Here is a 17,087-nt window from a genome sequence, read left to right on the forward strand (position 1 = left end):
GCTTACTTGCCCTCCGCCTTGGCCGCGCTGCGGTCCTTCTTCTTGAACATTTCCAGCATGCGACGGGTGACCAGGAAGCCCCCGAACACGTTGACCGCGGCCAGCGCCACGGCGAGGGTGCCCATGGCCTTGCCCAGCGGGGTGACGGTGAGCGCTGCGGCCAGCATGGCGCCGACGATGACGATCGCCGAAATCGCGTTGGTGACTGCCATCAGCGGGGTGTGCAGGGCCGGGGTGACGTTCCAGACCACGTGGTAGCCGACGTAGATCGCCAGCACGAAGATGATCAGGTTGTAGATGCCGTCCGAAATCAGATCCATGTTCGCGTCTCCCTTAACCGTTGGTCCGCACGACCTGGCCGTCGCGGCACATCAGGCACGCGGCGACGATGTCGTCTTCGAGGTTGAGCTGGAACTGGCCGTCCTTGTCGATGACCAGCTTGAGAAAATCCAGCAGGTTGCGGGCGTACAGCGCCGAGGCGTCGGCCGCTACCAGCGTCGCCAGGTTGGCGTGGCCGACGATGGTTACACCGTGGCGAACCACCACCTGGTCGATCTCGGTCAGCGGGCAGTTGCCGCCGTGGCCGGCTGCCAGGTCGACGATCACCGAGCCGGGCTTCATCTGCTCGACGGTGGCTTCCTGCAGCAGCGTCGGCGCCTTGCGGCCCGGGATCAGTGCGGTGGTGATGACGATGTCCGATTGCAGCGCACGTTCATGCACCGCCTGCGCCTGACGCGCCATCCACGAGGCCGGCATCGGCCGCGCATAGCCGCCGACGCCTTCGGCGCATTCGCGCTCCTCGTCGGTCTCAAGCGGCACGTCGACGAACTTGGCGCCGAGCGACTCGATCTGCTCCTTCACCGCCGGACGCACGTCCGAAGCCTCGACCACTGCACCCAGGCGCTTGGCCGTGGCGATGGCCTGCAGCCCGGCGACACCGGCACCGAGGATCAGCACGCGTGCGGCCTTCACGGTACCGGCGGCGGTCATCAGCATCGGCATGAAGCGCGGGTAGTGATGGGCACCGACCAGCACCGCCTTGTAGCCGGCGATGTTGGCCTGCGACGAGAGCACGTCCAGGCTCTGTGCACGGGACGTACGCGGCGCGGCCTCCAGGGCGAAGGCGGTGACGCCGCGGGCAGCCATGCGCGCGATGCAGTCATTGTCGAACGGGTTGAGCATGCCCAGCAGCACGCTGCCGGACTGCATCTGCGCCAGTTCGGCATCGTCCGGCGCATTGACCTTCAGCACCAGCTCGGCGGCAAAGGCCGCGGCCGCATCGCCGATGGTTGCGCCGACCGCCTCATAGGCGCTGTCCGGCACGCTGGAAAGCAACCCGGCGCCGCTTTGCAGCGTCACCCGGTGCCCTTGGCCGATCAGTTTCTTGACGGTTTCCGGGGTTGCGGCGACGCGCGTTTCCCCGGAGTGGGTTTCGAGAGGAACACCGATGTGCATTGTTGTTGTTCTCCTGCGTGATCATGACCGGTGCTGCGGCGAACCGCGCACCGACGTGCTTTTCACCCGTCCGCTGCTCTGGCGAACGGGGTATGGAACAGGTGAAGCCAGCCGGGCGATGCGCAAAAACGGATCGCCCGGCGCGGCATTCTGCAAGCCTTGAAAAAATCAAACAACTGTTTCAATCAAACGATTGTATTTGACGCGCCGGTCGCAGGATGACTACCTGTTTTCCGTGCTTCGCTGCAGATTGCGTCCTGTTTGGCTCTGCGTACGACCAGTTCGTCCGCGCCAGGCACACGACACGGCCGCATCATGAATGACGCGCCATTGACAGGGTATTCGTCAGCGGTGCCAAGCATCTCCGACCTTGGTGTCGGGTTAAGTCGGGTATGCAGGAAAAACGCGCGCACGTTGAAATGTCATTCAATCCTTGTAGTCCAACTAGGCTGGTTGGACCCGATTGGAGTGTTTCGAACGCAGTGACGTCGGGTCGCTGCGTATCGCTGGTGGAGCTGGACGATGCCCGAACTCGATGTAAACGAAGTCACCACGCTGCTCGAACAGCCGGCCCAGCGCCGCTTGCCGTTCGCCTTTGCGCGTCGGCACGGCGTGATCCTGCTGGAGCGTGGCGGCGAGCTGCACCTCGGCCTGCGCGAGGGCGCCGCGCTGACGGCGGTGCAGGAGGCGCAGCGGGTCGTTGGTATGCGCTTGCCGATGCAGTGGCTGCCGCAGGTGGATTTCGATCAGGCGCTCGGTGCCGCCTACCAGCACGACTCCTCGGCGGCGATGCTGATGGTCGAGGGGCTGGGCAACGACCTCGACCTGGCCAGCCTGGCCGACCAGATCCAGGAAACCGAGGACCTGTTGGAGCAGGAGGACGACGCGCCGATCATTCGCCTGATCAACGCCATTCTCGGCGAGGCGATTGCCGAGAACGCCTCGGATATCCATATCGAAACCTTCGAGAAGCGCCTGGTGATCCGCTTTCGAGTTGATGGCATCCTCCGTGAAGTGGTGCAGCCCAAGCGCGAGCTGGCGGCGCTGCTGGTGTCGCGGATCAAGGTCATGGCCAAGCTGGATATCGCCGAGAAGCGTATCCCGCAGGACGGGCGCATCTCGCTGCGCGTCGGCGGCCGCGAGGTCGACATCCGTGTCTCCACGCTTCCCTCGGCCAATGGCGAGCGGGTGGTGTTGCGTCTGCTGGACAAGCAGGCCGGGCGCTTGACCCTGCGCCATTTGGGCATGAACGAGCAGGATCGCGACCACCTGGAGCAGGCGGTGAAGAAACCGCACGGGATCATTCTGGTCACCGGCCCCACCGGGTCGGGTAAGACCACCACGCTCTACGCCGCGCTGACCACCCTCAATGACCGTACGCGCAACATCCTCACCGTCGAGGACCCCATCGAATACCACCTCGAAGGCATCGGCCAAACCCAGGTCAACACCAAGGTCGACATGACCTTCGCCCGCGGCCTGCGCGCCATCCTGCGCCAGGACCCAGACGTGGTGATGGTCGGTGAGATCCGCGACCAGGAAACCGCCGACATGGCGGTGCAGGCCTCGCTCACCGGCCACCTGGTGCTCTCCACGCTGCACACCAACAGCGCCATCGGCGCCGTCACACGGCTGGTCGACATGGGCGTCGAGCCGTTCCTGATCTCCTCCTCGCTGCTCGGCGTATTGGCCCAGCGCCTCGTGCGGGTGTTGTGCAATGACTGCAAGCGCGCCTACGTCGCCGATGCCGCCGAGTGCGAGCTGCTTGGGGCCAGCCTGGCCGAGGCGCCGACGCTGTATCACGCCGAAGGCTGCGAGCAGTGCCGGGGCCTCGGTTACCGCGGGCGTACCGGCATTTACGAACTGGTGCTGTTCGACGATGCCTTGCGCACCATGGTGCACACCCGCGCCAGCGAGCAGGACATGCTGCGCCACGCCCGGGTGCTGGGGCCGAGCATCCGCGACGACGGCCTGCGCAAGGTGCGCGAAGGCGTGACCACCATCGAGGAAGTGCTGAGGGTGACGCGTGAGGAGTGAGGGGATGAGGTTGTTTCCGGCTCGCCTGGAGAGGCATCTGCAGCCTGACCGACGCTGCACGGTGACGCCATTCGCGGCCAAGGCTGCTCCCTCGTGTGTGCGCTGCCTTTGTGGGAGCGGTCTTGACCGCCAATCGCCAGTGTTGGAGACCGCCTGATGGCTGCCTTCGAATACCTTGCCCTCGACCCGCGTGGCCGTGAGCAGAAGGGCCTGATCGAGGCCGACAGCCCGCGTCAGGCGCGCCAGCTGCTGCGCGAGAAGCAGTGGGCGCCGCTGGAGGTGAAGCAGGCCAAGTCCAAGGAAGACGTCAGCCGTGGCGGCCTGAGTTTTGGCCGCGGCCTGTCGGCGCGCGATCTGGCATTGGTCACCCGGCAACTGGCGACGCTGGTGCAGGCCGCGCTGCCCATCGAGGAAGCCCTGCGCGCCGCGGCGGCGCAGTCCACCTCGGCGAAGATCAAATCGATGCTGCTGGCCGTGCGTGCGCGGGTGATGGAAGGCCACAGCCTGGCCGCCGCGCTGCGCGAATATCCATCGGCATTTCCCGAGCTCTACCGCGCCACGGTGGCGGCCGGCGAGCATGCCGGCCATCTAGGGCTGGTGCTCGACCAGCTGGCCGACTACACCGACCAGCGTCAGCAGTCGCGGCAGAAAATTCAGCTGGCGCTGCTCTATCCGGTGATCCTGATGGTCGCCTCGCTGGCCATCGTCGTGCTGCTGCTCGGCTATGTGGTGCCGGACGTGGTCAAGGTATTCGTCAACACCGGCCAGGAACTGCCGGCGCTGACCCGCGGGCTGATCGCCACCAGCGACGTGGTGAAGAACTGGGGCTGGCTGATCGTGCTCGGTCTCATCGCCGCCTTTCTCGCCATGCGCGCGGCTTTGCGCGACCCGGCCGTACGCCTGCGCTGGCATGCGTTCATTCTGCGGATACCGCTGATCGGTCGGCTGAGCCGGGCGACCAATACCGCGCGCTTCGCCTCGACCCTGGCGATCCTCACCAAGAGTGGCGTGCCGCTGGTGGAGGCGCTGTCCATCGCTGCCGCGGTGATCGCCAACCTGCGCATTCGCGAACGGGTGGTCGAGGCGGCGCAGAAGGTGCGCGAGGGCAGCAGCCTGACCCGCGCACTCGACGCCACCGGCGAATTTCCGCCGATGATGCTGCACATGATCGCCAGCGGCGAGAAATCCGGTGAACTGGATCAGATGCTGGCGCGAACCGCGCGCAATCAGGAGAACGACCTCGCCGCTCAGGTGTCTCTGCTGGTCGGCCTGTTCGAACCGTTCATGCTGGTGTTCATGGGGGCTGTGGTGCTGGCCATCGTGCTGGCGATCCTGATGCCAATCCTCTCTCTCAACCAACTGGTGGGGTAACGACAATGAAGTTGCAACGACGCACGCAAGGGGGCTTCACCCTCATCGAAATCATGGTGGTGGTGGTCATCCTCGGCATCCTCGCCGCGCTGGTGGTGCCGCAGGTGATGAGCCGGCCGGATCAGGCCAAGGTCACCGTGGCCAAGGGCGACATCAAGGCCGTCGCCGCCGCGCTGGACATGTACAAGCTGGACAACTTCGCCTACCCGAGCACCCAGCAGGGGCTGGAGGCACTGGTGAAGAAGCCTTCCGGCAGCCCGCAGCCGAAGAACTGGAACCGCGACGGTTACCTCAAGCGCCTGCCCAAGGACCCGTGGGGCAACGACTACCAGTACCTCTCGCCAGGTACCCAGGGCCAGTTCGACCTCTACTCCTTCGGCGCCGACGGCAAGCCCGGCGGCAGCGACCTCAACGCCGACATCGGTAACTGGGACCTCTAATCGATGCGGCAGCGCGCCCGCGCCTTCACGCTGATCGAACTGCTGGTGGTGATCGTCCTGCTGGGCATTCTGGTCAGCGTGGCGGTGCTCAGCGTCGGCGGTTCGAGCACCTCGCGCGAGCTGCGTGACGAGGCGCGGCGACTGGCTGCGCTGATCGGCGTGCTCAGCGACGAGGCGGTACTCGACAGTCGCGAATACGGCCTGCTGGTCAACAGCGAGGGCTATCGCGTACTGCGTTACGACGAGGCAGCCACGCGCTGGCTGGAAGTCGAGCGACGCAAGGTGCACAAGGTGCCGGAGTGGATGCGCCTGGATCTGGAACTGGACGGCACGCCGCTGGAGCTGGTTGCGCCGACGCAACGCGAGGACGACCGCGCCGGGCTGTCGCGCGAAGGCAAGCGAACCGAACGTCGTGCGCCGCGGCTGGAGCCGCAGTTGCTGATTCTTTCCAGCGGCGAGCTGTCGCCGTTCAGCCTGCGCCTGTCCGAACGTAAGCCGCGCGGCGGTGGCTGGCTGGTCACCAGCGACGGCTTCCGTCTGCCTGAGGCAAAAGTCATCGAGGACAGGCGATGAGCAGGCGCCTGGCCAGGGCCGGCCGCGGTTTCACCCTGCTGGAAGTGCTGGTGGCACTGGCGATCTTCGCCAGCGTGTCGGCCGTGGTGCTCACTGCGGCCGGGCGTAGCCTGACCAACGCCGGGCGGCTGGAGGAACTGACCCTGGCCGGCTGGATCGCCGACAACCGCATCAGCGAACTGCAGTTGCAGCAGACCCCGCCTGCCATCGGCCGCGAAACCCAGGCGCTGGAATACGGCGGCCGCCAGTGGCAGACCCTCAGCGAAATCGAGGCCAGCGCCGATCCAGGCCTGCTGCGGGTGACCGTCTGGGTTGCGCTGCAGACATCGCGTGGCCGCAGCGATCCGGTACCCGAGCGCGCGGTCACCAGCCTCACCGGATTCATCGGTGTCGGCCCGGGAGCCGCGCGCCAATGAATGCTCACGCGCGCACCAGCGTCGGTTTCACCCTGCTCGAGCTGTTGATTGCCATCGCCCTGTTCGCGCTGCTTGGCCTCGGCACCTATCGCATGCTCGAAGCGGTGCTGCAAAGCGATGAGGCGGTGCGTGCCCAGGAGCTGCAGCTGCGCGAGCTGAGCCGCGCGGTGTGGGCCTTCGAGCGTGACCTGCAGCAGGTGATCGGGCGGCCGATCCGTGATGAGTTCGGCGACGAGCGCAATGCCTTCATCGGTCAGCTCGATGGCGAAGACGGCGCGCCGGTGCTGGAGCTGACCCGTGCCGGCTGGCGCAATCCCACCGGGCTGCGTCGCGCCAATCTGCAGCGGGTGCGCTGGCGCCTGGCTGGCGACACGCTCGAGCGCGTCTACTGGGTGGTGCTGGACCGTGACCTCGACAGCGAGCCGCGCGTGCAGCGGGTACTGGAAGACGTGCAGGGCCTGCAGTTGCGCTACCTGGACGAGGAGGCGGTGTGGCACGAGGAGTGGCCGCCGTTCGATTTCGGCCGCGGTAGCCCGGAGAATGCCGCCGAGCGCCTGCCAATCGCCCTGGAATTGAATATCGAGCACGCCCGCTACGGCCGTATCACTCGTCTGCTGCGCCTGCCCGATGCTGTCGAGCAGGCGACGCAGCAGGCACTGCCCGGCTCCGAAGGCGTGCCCGAGCCGTTCGAAGGGGAGCTGCCGCAATGAGGTGCCAGCGCGGCGTTGCCCTGATTACCGTGCTGCTGGTGGTGGCCATCGTCACCGTGGTCAGCGCGGCGATGGTGGCGCGTCAGCAGCTCAGCATTCGTGCCAGCAGCAACCAGCTGCAGGCACGCCAGGCTTGGCACTACGCGCTGGGCGGCGAAGCGCTGGCCCAGGCCATGCTCGCTCGCGATCTGCGGGCTGGCGCGACGGGCGAGACAGGCGCCAATGGTGAGGCCGCGGCCGTCGATCATCTGCTCGAGCCCTGGGCGCAGCCGCTGCCGGCGTTCGAGATCGATCAGGGCGAGATCCTCGTGCGTATCGAGGATCTCGCCGGACGCTTCAACCTCAACGACCTGCTGCGCGACCAGCAGCCCAACCCCGCCGCGGTCGAGCAGTTCCGCCGGTTGCTGCTGCGTCTGCAGATCAGCGCGCCCTATGCCGAGCGCCTGCTCGACTGGATCGATCCCGATCAGCAGCCGAGCGGCGAACTGGGTGCCGAAGACAATGCCTACCTCGGCCTCGATACGCCCTATCGCAGCGCCGGTCGCCGATTGCATGACCTGTCCGAGCTGCGCCTGCTGCTGGACATGCGTGAAGAGGATTTCCAGCGCCTGGCACCCTATGTCGTCGCGCTGCCGCCGAACGTGCCGCTGAACGTCAATACGGCGAGCGCGATGGTGCTTTCCAGCCTGAGCGACAACCTCAGTCCCGGTGCGGCCGAGTCGCTGGTGGAGCTGCGCCGCGTCGCACCGTTCCGTAACAGCGCGGCGTTCCTTGCACAGCCGGCGCTGGCCGGAACTACGCTGCAGGGCACTGCGCTGGCGGTTGGCAGTCAATTCTTCCAGGCCACTAGCGAAGTGCGCCTGGGCGATCGCCGGCTGGCGCTGGTCAGTCTGTTGCAACGCGAGCAGGACGGCAGCGTCCGCGTGCTCGCGCGAAATCTCGGTCAGCCTGCCCGGCAGACCCTCCCATCCGACGGAGAACGCTAGACCCATGGATTGCCTGTTTCTGCCCGCCGACTGCCCGGCCCGGCTCGATGCCGAGACCCGCGTCTACTGGCTGCCAAAGGACGAACCCGGCCGCTGGCAGCCGCTGGGTGAATGCGCCGCAGGCAACGGCGCGATCAGCCTGATCGTGCCGGCGGAGGTCTGCAGCTTTTTCGCCGTCACCTTGCCGACGCGCAAGGCGCGCTGGATGCAGCAGGCGCTGGCCTACGCCGCCGAGGAGCTGCTGGCGGAAAACGTCGACGATCTGCATCTGGCCCTCGGCGAAACACTGCCGGACGGTCGTCTGCGGGTCGTGGCGATCCGCCGCCAGCTGCTGGATGACTGGCTTGCTCCGTTGCGCGAGCTGGGGCTGTTGATCGTGGCGATTCATGTCGACGCCGATCTGCTGCCGCGGGAGGACACGCAACTGCTGTTCATCGGCGAGCGTGGCTTGCTTGGTGGCGTTGGCGAAACGCGGATGGCCTTCGCCAGCCAGGATTGGCCACAGCTGGCGGCCCTCTGTCCGGCGCCCTGGCATGCGCAGGGCGATGCGGCCGAACCGCCGGCAGCGGTCGAAGGTTATCGACAGGTGCAGGACCCCTACGCCTTTCTCGTCAGCCAGCGAGCGGCGGCGGTCAATCTCGCCCAGGGCGATTTCGCCGTGGAGGTCGGTAATACCGGCCTCGGCTATTGGAAGCCGCTGTTTGCTGTCGCCGGGCTGATCCTGCTGGTGCAGCTGGGCTTCAACCTGAGCCAGGCCTGGTATTTCCAGCGCCAGGGCGATGCCTACGCCGAGGCCAGTCTGGCGCTGTATCGCGAGCTGTTTCCCGAAGACATCCGCATCGTCAACATGCGCGCGCAGTTCGATGATCATCTGGCCCGCGGCAGCGGTGGCCAGGCGGGCTTTCTGCGCCTGCTCGACCACGCCGCCGCGGCACTGGAGGACGGCATTCCGGTGACCATCGGCCAGCTCGACTACAACCAGGATCGCGGCGATCTGGCGCTGCAGGTGCAGGCCATGGACTTTCCCACGCTGGAAACATTGCGCCAACGCCTGGGTGACACCGGTCAGAGCGTGCAGCTGGGCTCGGCCAGTCGAGAAGGCGATGGCGTCAGCGCGCGCGTGGTGATCGGAGGCTGATGATGAATCTCAAGCAACAACTGGCCGTGCGCCTCGCCGATTCGCCGCTGTGGCAGCGCTGGCAGCGTCTGGCGCCCCGCGAGCGCACCTCGCTGAGCCTGCTCGGCGCCTTTCTGCTCGCCGTGCTGTTCTATCTCTGGCTGTGGCTGCCGGCGCAACGCCAGGCAGCCGACGCTCGCGAGTATTACCAGGCGCAGCGCGAACTGCATGCCTACATGGAGCAGAACACCGAACTGGCGCGGCAGATGGAGCGCAGCAACCAGGTCGAGCTGGCGCCGGAGCAGCTGCAGGGGGTGATCACCGAAAGCGCGCAGCAGGGCAACCTGCGAATCGAGAGCTTCGACAATGGCAGCGACGGCAGCGTGCAGGTGAGCCTGCCGGGGGCATCGTACGCATTGCTGTTGCGCTGGTTCGACACCCTGCAGGGGCAGGGCGTGAGCATTGCTGACGTCAGCCTGGAGCGCGCCGGTGAAGGGCTGGTGAATGCGCGGGTGAGCTTTCGCGCGGGGAGTTGATGGCGCCCTGATCCATCGCCGGGCCTGCGCGAGGCATAGACCCGGCGGCGCGAGCTGTCAATGTGGCGAGTTGAACTGCATCGCCAGGGCGCGCAAGGCGGCTTCAGCGGCGAGTACCTTGGCAATCGCGTCGTTGGCCTTCTCGCGGGTGATACCCAGGCGATCGAACAGCTCCTGCGGCACTTCGGCGTCCGGTCCGCTGCCGATACCGCGGTTGCGCAGCATGCGTACCGCCAGGCAGACCAGGTTCGGATAGGCCGCATCCTCACCGTCGTAGCCCGGATCGTTCTGGAAGCGCAGGGCGGCGGCCAGTTCCTCGGGCATGCCCCACAGACGCATCAGCCAGGCGCCGATCTGCTCACGGGTGATGCCCAGCAGATGCTGTTCGACGTGGCTGTGCGACAGATGCGGGTTGGCTTCCACATGTCGGCAAATCAGCGAGAAGTGCGGCGGGAAGACGTGCGCCAACACTAGGTAGCCGAAGTTGTGCAGCAGCCCGGCGAGGTAGCTCAGGCCGGGCTCCGGGCGCTGCTCGCGCGGGATGGCGCGGGTCAGCCCCTCGATCACCGCCGCGGTATAGATCGCCTGCTGCCAGTAAGGGGTGGCGTCCTGCGGCTTGTCGTCGGGCAGGCTGATGGTCTTGCCCAGCGCCAGGCCGAGGGCGAGGTTGATCACCAGATCGAAACCGAGCACGCGGACGATGGCGTCTTCCACCGAGCGGATACGCCCAGGCGCGGCGTAGTAGGGCGAGGCCGCCCAGCTGATCACCTGCGCCGCCAGCGCCGGGTCGGTTTCCACTACGCCGGTGATGTCGTCGACGGTGGCTTCGGGATTGACCCGCAGCTTGATGATCTTCTGCGCGGTGTGCGGCAGCGGCGGAATCTCGATGGTTTCTTCCAGGCGCTTCTGGATGCGCCGCGCGGTGAAGCTCTGCACCGCCTGGGTGATTTCCGCACGGTCGTCGTTCGGGCGGTCAAGATTGGGTCGGATAGTGCTCAGCGGCACGGCGAAGCTGCCCGCCGTGGCTTTGCTCAGCATGCGCTTGAATTCGCTACCGACAACCTCGACCAGCAGGCCCGGCTGACCGGACTCCACCAGCAGGCGCGGTTGCTGCAGCAGCTGCTCCTCGTACAGGCAGGGTGAACTGGTCAACGGCGGCAGGCCAGGCAGGCGGGTCAGCTCGTGCTTGGCGAGCATGCGCGCCAGCCGCTCCGGCTTGACTGCGGCCAGCTCGCGGCCGGTGAGTTCGGCCAGGCGTGCAAGGTCGAGCAGATGATCCTGCGGGAAGAGCACCAGCATCGCGCCGATGCTGTCGTCCAGGAGCACCGCCTGCACCCGCTGCGCAGCGGGAATGTTGGGGCGATCGCGCTGGATCTGGTAACTCACACCGAGGTCTTTCAACAGCTTGGTGATCAGGAGGGGCAGTTCGGAGCAGCTTTCGGTGTCGACAGCAGAATTCATGAGCGGACCCGTTGTAGTGACCTGCCGGAGTATAGCGAAGCCGTCAGCCACGGATGATGTGGCGACGGATGGTTGTCATACCTGGCCGTATTCCTGGCCATGACGCAGCCAACGCTCGAGCAGCGGGCTGACGTGCTGCGGCCAGCGCGCCAGCAACTCCTGGGCGGCATCGCGCACCGCCGGGAGCAGCTCGGCATCGCGCATCAGATCGGCGACCTTGAACTGCAAGAGGCCGGTCTGGCGGGTGCCGAGCATCTCGCCGGGGCCGCGCAGTTCCAGATCCTTTTCGGCAATCAGGAAGCCGTCGCAGGTTTCGCGCATGATCGCCAGCCGCTCGCGGCCCAGTTGCGACAGCGGCGGATGGTACAGCAGCACGCAATGACTTGCCGCACTGCCACGGCCGACCCGCCCGCGCAGCTGGTGCAGCTGGGCCAGGCCCAGGCGCTCCGGGTTTTCGATGATCATCAGGCTGGCGTTGGGCACGTCGACGCCCACTTCGATGACGGTGGTGGCGACCAGCAGTTGCAGCTCGCCACGCTTGAACTGCTCCATCACCGCGGCTTTCTCGGCCGGTTTCATGCGCCCGTGGATCAGCCCGACGCGCAGCCCGACCAGCGCCGCCGAGAGGTCTTCGAAGGTGGTTTCTGCCGCTTGGCAGGTCAGCTCCTCGGATTCCTCGATCAGGGTGCACACCCAGTACGCCTGGCGCCCCTCGTTGCAGGCGATGCGCACCCGCTCGATCACCTCCAGACGCCGGCTATCGGCGATTACCAGGGTGTTCACCGGCGTACGGCCTGGCGGGAGTTCGTCGAGGATCGAGGTATCGAGATCGGCGTAGGCGCTCATCGCCAGGGTGCGAGGGATGGGCGTGGCGGTCATGATCAGCTGGTGCGGGCAGAGTCGACCGTCGATGCCTTTCTGGCGCAGGGCCAGGCGCTGCTGCACGCCGAAGCGGTGCTGCTCGTCGATGATTACCAGCGCCAGGCGCTTGAACACCACCTCGTCCTGAAACAGCGCGTGGGTGCCGACCACCATCGGGCAGCCGCCGGCGATCTGTTCCAGCGATGCGGCACGGGCCTTGCCCTTGAGCTTGCCGGCGAGCCAGGCGACCTCGATGCCGAGCGGTTCGAGCCACTTGCTGAAGTTGAGAAAATGCTGCTCGGCGAGGATTTCCGTCGGCGCCATCAGCGCCACCTGGTAACCGGCCTCCAGCGCCTGCAGGGCGGCGAGGGCGGCGACCACCGTCTTGCCGGCGCCAACATCACCCTGCACCAGGCGCAGCATGGGCTCGTCCTGGGCCAGGTCATAGGCGATCTCTGCACCGACGCGCTGCTGCGCGCCGGTTGGGGCGAAGCCGAGGTTGGCGAGAAAGCGCTGCGGCAAGGCTTTTGCTGCTGGCAGCGCCGGTGCCTGCTGGGCGCGAACCCGCTCGCGCAGGCGCTGCAGCGAAAGCTGATGGGTCAGCAGTTCCTCGAAAGCCAGGCGATGCTGGGCCCAGTGGCGGCCTTCGGCGAGTTCTTCCAGATTGGCGTCGGCCGGCGGCCGGTGCAGGTAGCGCAACGCCTGATCCAGTGGGCCGAGCCGGTACTCGCGGGCCAGCTCGGCGGGCAGCCAGTCCGGCAGGCTGTGCGGGCCGAGCCGCGCCAGCGCCTGCTCGCTGAGGTTGCGCAGGCGCTGCTGGGTCAGGCCTTCGGTGGTCGGGTAGATCGGCGTCAGGGTCTGTTCCACCGGTGCCGGCTCGCCGGTCAGTGCGCGGTATTCCGGGTGGTAGATCTCCAGCCCCGAGGCACCGGGACGCGCCTCGCCGTAGCAGCGCAGCTGGGTGCCGCGCTTCATGGCTTCCTTCTGCGCCTGGCTGAAATGGTAGAAGCGCAGGCTCAGGGTGCCGCTGCCGTCCTGCAGGCGCACCAGCAGGCTGCGGCGGCGACCCATGACGATATCGGCGCCGGACACCACGCCTTCGATCACCGCGTCCTGCCCTGGGCGCAACGCGCCAATGGGCACCACGCGGGTGCGGTCCTGGTAGCGCAGCGGCAGGTGGAAGAGCACGTCCTGCAGGGTTTCCAGGCCGACCCTGGCGAGCTTCTCGGCCAGCGCGGCGCCGACGCCCTTGAGTGCGGTGACCGGAACGGTCGCCAGTTCGCTCATGGCCTCAGGCTTTCGCCGATGGCGGCTTGCCTACCGAACACAGGCGGATCGAGTCAGCGAGGATCTCGATGGCCTTGGGCCGCGGAAAGCTGGCGCGCCAGGCGATCGCCACGGTGCGGAACGGCACCGGCGGCGTCAGCGGGCGGGTCTCCAGCACACCGGGGGAGTAGTGGTGGCTCTCCACCGCCGACAGCGGCAGGATCGACACGCCCAGGCCCGAGGCGACCATGTGGCGGATGGTTTCCAGCGAGCTGGATTCCACCGTGGTGTGGCTCGGTGCCTCGCCCTTGCGGGTGGTCGGACAGGCTTCGAGCACCTGATCGCGGAAGCAGTGGCCTTCACCGAGCAGCAGCAGGCTCTTTTCGTTGAGCATCTCGGCGTCGATGGTTTCCTTTGCCGTCCACGGATGGTCGGCCGGCATCAGTACGTAGAACGGCTCGTCGTAGAGCGGCTTGGTCAGCACGTCGGCTTCCTGGAACGGCAGCGCGACGATGATCGCGTCCAGTTCGCCGGTGCGCAGCTTGTCGCGCAGGATGTGGGTGAAGTTCTCTTCGATGTACAGCGGCATGTCCGGCGCCACACGATGCAGCTGCGGAATCAGGTGCGGGAACATGTAAGGGCCGACGGTGTAGATGGCGCCGACCTTCAGCGGTGCGGCCAGCTGATTCTTGCCGAGCTGGGCCAGCTCGCGAATGCTCTGTGCCTGCTCCAGCACCTTCTGCGCCTGGGTGACGATGCCTTCGCCGACGGGGGTCAGGCGCACTGCGCTTTTGGTCCGCTCGAAGATCAGCACACCGAGCTCGTCCTCGAGCTTCTTCACACCGACCGAAAGGGTCGGCTGACTGACGTGGCAGCGTTCAGCGGCGCGGCCGAAGTGCTGTTCCTGGGCAAGGGTCACGATGTAGCGCAATTCGGTCAGAGTCATAGTCAGCATCCATCAATGTGCCGGCAAGCATAGCCTTTTGCGCAGCGCAGAACCAACCGGTCGGCCAGGCTTCGAAAGTCGGTACACTGCGGTTTCGTGCGGCCCGCGCGGCGGGTTACAACTGAGGGAGCAGAACATGGGCAAGCGCCTTAGCGTATTGATCGCAGGCTGTGGCGACCTTGGCAGTCGTCTCGGTCTGCAACTGAGTCGGGATGGCTGGACGGTGTACGGCCTGCGGCGCAACGCCGCCCAGCTGGCAGTGCCGATCCTGCCGGTCAACGGCGACCTTTCCGAGCCGACCTGTCCGCGCTGCTGGCCCAACGGCTCGCTGGACTATCTGGTCTATGCCGCATCCGCCACCGAACATGACGAAGCCGGCTATCGCCAGGCCTATGTCGAAGGCCTGCGCAATGTGCTCGGTTGGTTACAGCAGCGCGGCCAGCGCCCTCGGCGGCTGCTGTTCGTTTCCAGCACCGGTGTGTACGCCCAGCGCGACGGCGAGTGGATCGACGAGGACTCGGCCACCGAGCCCGGCGGCTTCACCGGTCGGGTGATGCTCGAGGCCGAACAGCTGGCGCTCGACAGCGCCCTGCCGGTAACGCGGGTGCGTCTGGGTGGGCTGTACGACCCGAAGCGCCCCTGGCTGCAGAATCAGGTGCGCGCCGGTTTGCGTGTCGAGCGCGATCCGCCGCAGTACAGCAACCGCATCCATCGCGACGACGCCGCCGGGCTGCTGGCGTTTCTGCTGCAGAGCGACGCCAGTGGTGCTGCCCTGGAAGATTGCTATCTGGGCGTCGACGATGACCCGGCACCGTTGCACGAGGTGGTCGACTGGCTGCGCGAACGCCTGGGCGTCACCCACTGGGCCGAGCAGAGCATGACCCGCCGCGCCGGCAGCAAGCGCTGCAGCAATGCCCGCGCCCGTGCGCTGGGGTGGAAACCCAGGTACCCCAGCTATCGCGATGGCTACGCTTCGCTGGATCGCAATCGACACTAACCATGCAGCCCGTCGGTAACCGGGCAACTCTGGTGCGGCGCTGCTTACTAAAACCCTGACAGCACGCCGCACCGACAGAGGAGCAACAGCGAGGCAGCGAAGGAGAATCACCGAGACGGCGTTTCCGAAACCCGACAGGAGATTGTCCATGAGAGCCCTCCGCTGGCACGGCAAGCACGACATCCGCTGCGACAACCACGTCCCCGATCCCACCATCGAAGACCCTCGCGACGCCATCATCAAGGTGTCGTCCTGCGCCATCTGCGGCTCCGACCTGCACCTGTACGACGGCTTCATGCCCGGCATGCAGCACGGCGACATCATGGGCCACGAGTTCATGGGCGAGGTGATGGAGGTCGGCTCGGCGAACAAGAAGCTCAAGGTTGGCGACCGCGTGGTGGTGCCCTTCACCATTGTCTGCGGCGAGTGCGACCAGTGTCGGCGCGGCAATTTCTCGGTGTGCGAGCGAACCAACCGCAACAAGGACGTGGCTGACAAAGTCTTCGGCCACACCACCGCCGGCCTCTATGGCTACACCCACCTCACCGGCGGTTATGCCGGTGGTCAGGCTGAATACGTCCGCGTGCCCTACGCCGATGTCGGTCCCGTGGTGATCCCCAATGGTCTGACTGACGAGCAGGTATTGTTCCTCGGCGACATCCTGCCCACCGGCTGGCAGGCCGCGGCGCAATGCGACATCCAGCCCACCGACACCGTGGCAGTCTGGGGGGCCGGGCCGGTCGGCCAGTTCGCCGTCCGCAGCGCGGTGATGATGGGCGCCGAGCAGGTCATCTGTATCGACAACGTGCCCGAGCGCCTGTCCATGGCCCGCGCCGGCGGCGCCATCACCATCAACTTCGATGAGGAAAGCGTGCTCGAACGCCTCAAGGAGCTGACCCGCGGCAAAGGCCCGGAGAAGTGCATCGACTCGGTGGGCATGGAGGCGCACGCGGCGCGTTCGATCGATTCGATGTACGACCGCGCCAAGCAGGCGCTGATGCTCGAGAGCGACCGCCCGCACGTGCTGCGCGAGATGATCTACGTCTGCCGCCCGGCCGGCATCATTTCGATTCCTGGCGTCTACGGCGGGCTGATCGACAAGATCCCGTTCGGCGCGGCGATGAACAAGGGCCTGACCTTCCGCATGGGCCAGACCCACGTCAATCGCTGGACCGACGACCTGCTGCGGCGCATTCAGGAAGGCGAGATCGATCCGAGCTTCGTCATTACCCACAGCGTCAGCCTCGAGCAGGGTCCGGAGATGTACAAGACCTTCCGCGACAAGCATGACGGCTGCATCAAGGTCGTTCTGAAACCCTGAAGCCTGCAGATCGCCGATCCCTAAAGTAGGGATCAGCCGAGCCACGTTATCGAGCGAGGAGTCTTCATGAGCATTCCACGTCAAGTCACCCGGCCCAACCATTCCGCGCGCACGCTGGCGCGGGGGCTGGGCTGGTTCAGTATCGGTCTGGGCGTCGTCCAGTTGGTGGCGCCGCGGCAGGTCGCTCGCTTTATCGGCATGTCCGGCAGCGAAGGGGTGGTCCGTGCCTGCGGGCTGCGCGAGATCGCCACGGGTGTCGGCATCCTGCTGGCGGATGATCCGAAACCCTGGATCTACGGCCGTATCGGCGGCGATGCGCTGGATCTGGCCGGTCTCGGCTGGAGCATCGAGCACGGCAACGAGCCGGCCAATGCCGCCATCGCCGCCGGCGCGGTGGCCGGTATCACCGCGCTGGACCTGAGCTGCGCCAAGGGTCTGGATGCCGAGCAGGTGCCGGTGGTCGAATGGGACTACAGCGACCGCAGCGGTTTCCCCGGTGGCACTGCGCAAATGCGTGGCAGCGTCGAAGCGGAGTTCGCCGCCGCGCGGGCCGAGCCCAACGGTTATTCGCCCTCGCTTCATTGAGCTGAAACC

General features: G+C 66.5%; 17 protein-coding genes. 12 read left to right on the forward strand and 5 right to left on the reverse strand.

Annotated elements, in window-relative coordinates; translation table 11 throughout:
• Window positions 1-2: 2 nt before the first annotated feature.
• Entirely contained in the window at window positions 3-320 is a 318-nt protein-coding gene (locus tag CW305_RS15825) for an NAD(P) transhydrogenase subunit alpha part 2 (RefSeq protein WP_003284152.1), read from the reverse strand.
• A 13-nt stretch (window positions 321-333) separates the two neighbouring features.
• Window positions 334-1,455, reverse strand: a complete 1,122-nt coding sequence (locus CW305_RS15830) for a Re/Si-specific NAD(P)(+) transhydrogenase subunit alpha (protein ID WP_003301917.1) — start codon at window positions 1,453-1,455, stop codon at window positions 334-336.
• Between the two features lie 522 nt (window positions 1,456-1,977).
• Here CW305_RS15830 and gspE point away from each other — a divergent pair.
• The 9 genes from gspE (at window position 1,978) to CW305_RS15875 (ending at window position 9,641) form a co-directional block, all read left to right on the forward strand.
• The gene (gene gspE / locus CW305_RS15835) at window positions 1,978-3,492 is read left to right on the forward strand and encodes a type II secretion system ATPase GspE (RefSeq protein ID WP_104098364.1); all 1,515 of its coding nucleotides are present in this window, start codon (window positions 1,978-1,980) and stop codon (window positions 3,490-3,492) included.
• Between the two features lie 156 nt (window positions 3,493-3,648).
• Window positions 3,649-4,863: a GspF family T2SS innner membrane protein variant XcpS gene (xcpS, locus tag CW305_RS15840; RefSeq protein ID WP_104098365.1), complete on the forward strand. Its 1,215-nt coding sequence runs from the start codon at window positions 3,649-3,651 to the stop codon at window positions 4,861-4,863.
• A 5-nt stretch (window positions 4,864-4,868) separates the two neighbouring features.
• Window positions 4,869-5,303 carry a type II secretion system major pseudopilin GspG gene (gene gspG / locus CW305_RS15845; RefSeq protein ID WP_104098366.1) on the forward strand — a complete coding sequence of 145 codons (435 nt, stop codon included), beginning with the start codon at window positions 4,869-4,871 and terminating at the stop codon, window positions 5,301-5,303.
• Between the two features lie 3 nt (window positions 5,304-5,306).
• Window positions 5,307-5,876 (forward strand): type II secretion system minor pseudopilin GspH, encoded by a 570-nt coding sequence (gene gspH, locus CW305_RS15850; RefSeq protein WP_104098367.1) that lies wholly within the window; start codon window positions 5,307-5,309, stop codon window positions 5,874-5,876.
• On the forward strand, window positions 5,873-6,292 hold the full coding sequence (gene gspI / locus CW305_RS15855; RefSeq protein WP_014822089.1) for a type II secretion system minor pseudopilin GspI: 420 nt from the start codon (window positions 5,873-5,875) through the stop codon (window positions 6,290-6,292). The genes gspH and gspI overlap by 4 nt, the downstream gene beginning before the upstream one ends.
• Complete coding sequence (gene gspJ / locus CW305_RS15860) at window positions 6,289-7,002, forward strand: type II secretion system minor pseudopilin GspJ (RefSeq protein WP_104098368.1); 714 nt, start codon at window positions 6,289-6,291, stop codon at window positions 7,000-7,002. Before gspI ends, gspJ begins: the two co-directional genes overlap by 4 nt.
• Window positions 6,999-7,988: a type II secretion system minor pseudopilin GspK gene (gene gspK / locus CW305_RS15865; protein WP_104098369.1), complete on the forward strand. Its 990-nt coding sequence runs from the start codon at window positions 6,999-7,001 to the stop codon at window positions 7,986-7,988. Before gspJ ends, gspK begins: the two co-directional genes overlap by 4 nt.
• A gap of 4 nt (window positions 7,989-7,992) precedes the next feature.
• A complete protein-coding gene (gene gspL / locus CW305_RS15870; RefSeq protein WP_104098370.1) occupies window positions 7,993-9,126 on the forward strand; it encodes a type II secretion system protein GspL in 1,134 nt (377 codons plus the stop codon).
• Entirely contained in the window at window positions 9,126-9,641 is a 516-nt protein-coding gene (locus tag CW305_RS15875; RefSeq protein ID WP_014822085.1) for a type II secretion system protein M, read from the forward strand. Before gspL ends, CW305_RS15875 begins: the two co-directional genes overlap by 1 nt.
• A gap of 57 nt (window positions 9,642-9,698) precedes the next feature.
• Here the strand turns inward: CW305_RS15875 and CW305_RS15880 are convergent, their stop codons facing one another.
• The 3 genes from CW305_RS15880 to CW305_RS15890 form a co-directional block, all read right to left on the reverse strand.
• Window positions 9,699-11,102, reverse strand: a complete 1,404-nt coding sequence (locus CW305_RS15880; protein ID WP_104098371.1) for an aminoacyl-tRNA deacylase and HDOD domain-containing protein — start codon at window positions 11,100-11,102, stop codon at window positions 9,699-9,701.
• Window positions 11,103-11,177: 75 nt separating this feature from the next.
• On the reverse strand, window positions 11,178-13,250 hold the full coding sequence (recG, locus tag CW305_RS15885) for an ATP-dependent DNA helicase RecG (protein WP_104098372.1): 2,073 nt from the start codon (window positions 13,248-13,250) through the stop codon (window positions 11,178-11,180).
• 4 nt (window positions 13,251-13,254) lie between these two features.
• Window positions 13,255-14,175 (reverse strand): hydrogen peroxide-inducible genes activator, encoded by a 921-nt coding sequence (locus CW305_RS15890; RefSeq protein ID WP_104098373.1) that lies wholly within the window; start codon window positions 14,173-14,175, stop codon window positions 13,255-13,257.
• 136 nt (window positions 14,176-14,311) lie between these two features.
• On the opposite strand from CW305_RS15890, the gene CW305_RS15895 reads away from it, so the two are divergent.
• From CW305_RS15895 to CW305_RS15905, 3 genes are all read left to right on the forward strand, one after another.
• Window positions 14,312-15,172 carry an SDR family oxidoreductase gene (locus CW305_RS15895; protein WP_090522598.1) on the forward strand — a complete coding sequence of 287 codons (861 nt, stop codon included), beginning with the start codon at window positions 14,312-14,314 and terminating at the stop codon, window positions 15,170-15,172.
• 148 nt (window positions 15,173-15,320) lie between these two features.
• On the forward strand, window positions 15,321-16,493 hold the full coding sequence (locus tag CW305_RS15900) for a zinc-dependent alcohol dehydrogenase (protein ID WP_014822080.1): 1,173 nt from the start codon (window positions 15,321-15,323) through the stop codon (window positions 16,491-16,493).
• A gap of 66 nt (window positions 16,494-16,559) precedes the next feature.
• The gene (locus CW305_RS15905; RefSeq protein ID WP_014822079.1) at window positions 16,560-17,078 is read left to right on the forward strand and encodes a hypothetical protein; all 519 of its coding nucleotides are present in this window, start codon (window positions 16,560-16,562) and stop codon (window positions 17,076-17,078) included.
• The last annotated feature ends 9 nt before the right edge of the window (window positions 17,079-17,087 follow it).

Origin of the sequence: Stutzerimonas kunmingensis (assembly GCF_002929225.1) — a bacterium.
Lineage (GTDB): Bacteria > Pseudomonadota > Gammaproteobacteria > Pseudomonadales > Pseudomonadaceae > Stutzerimonas.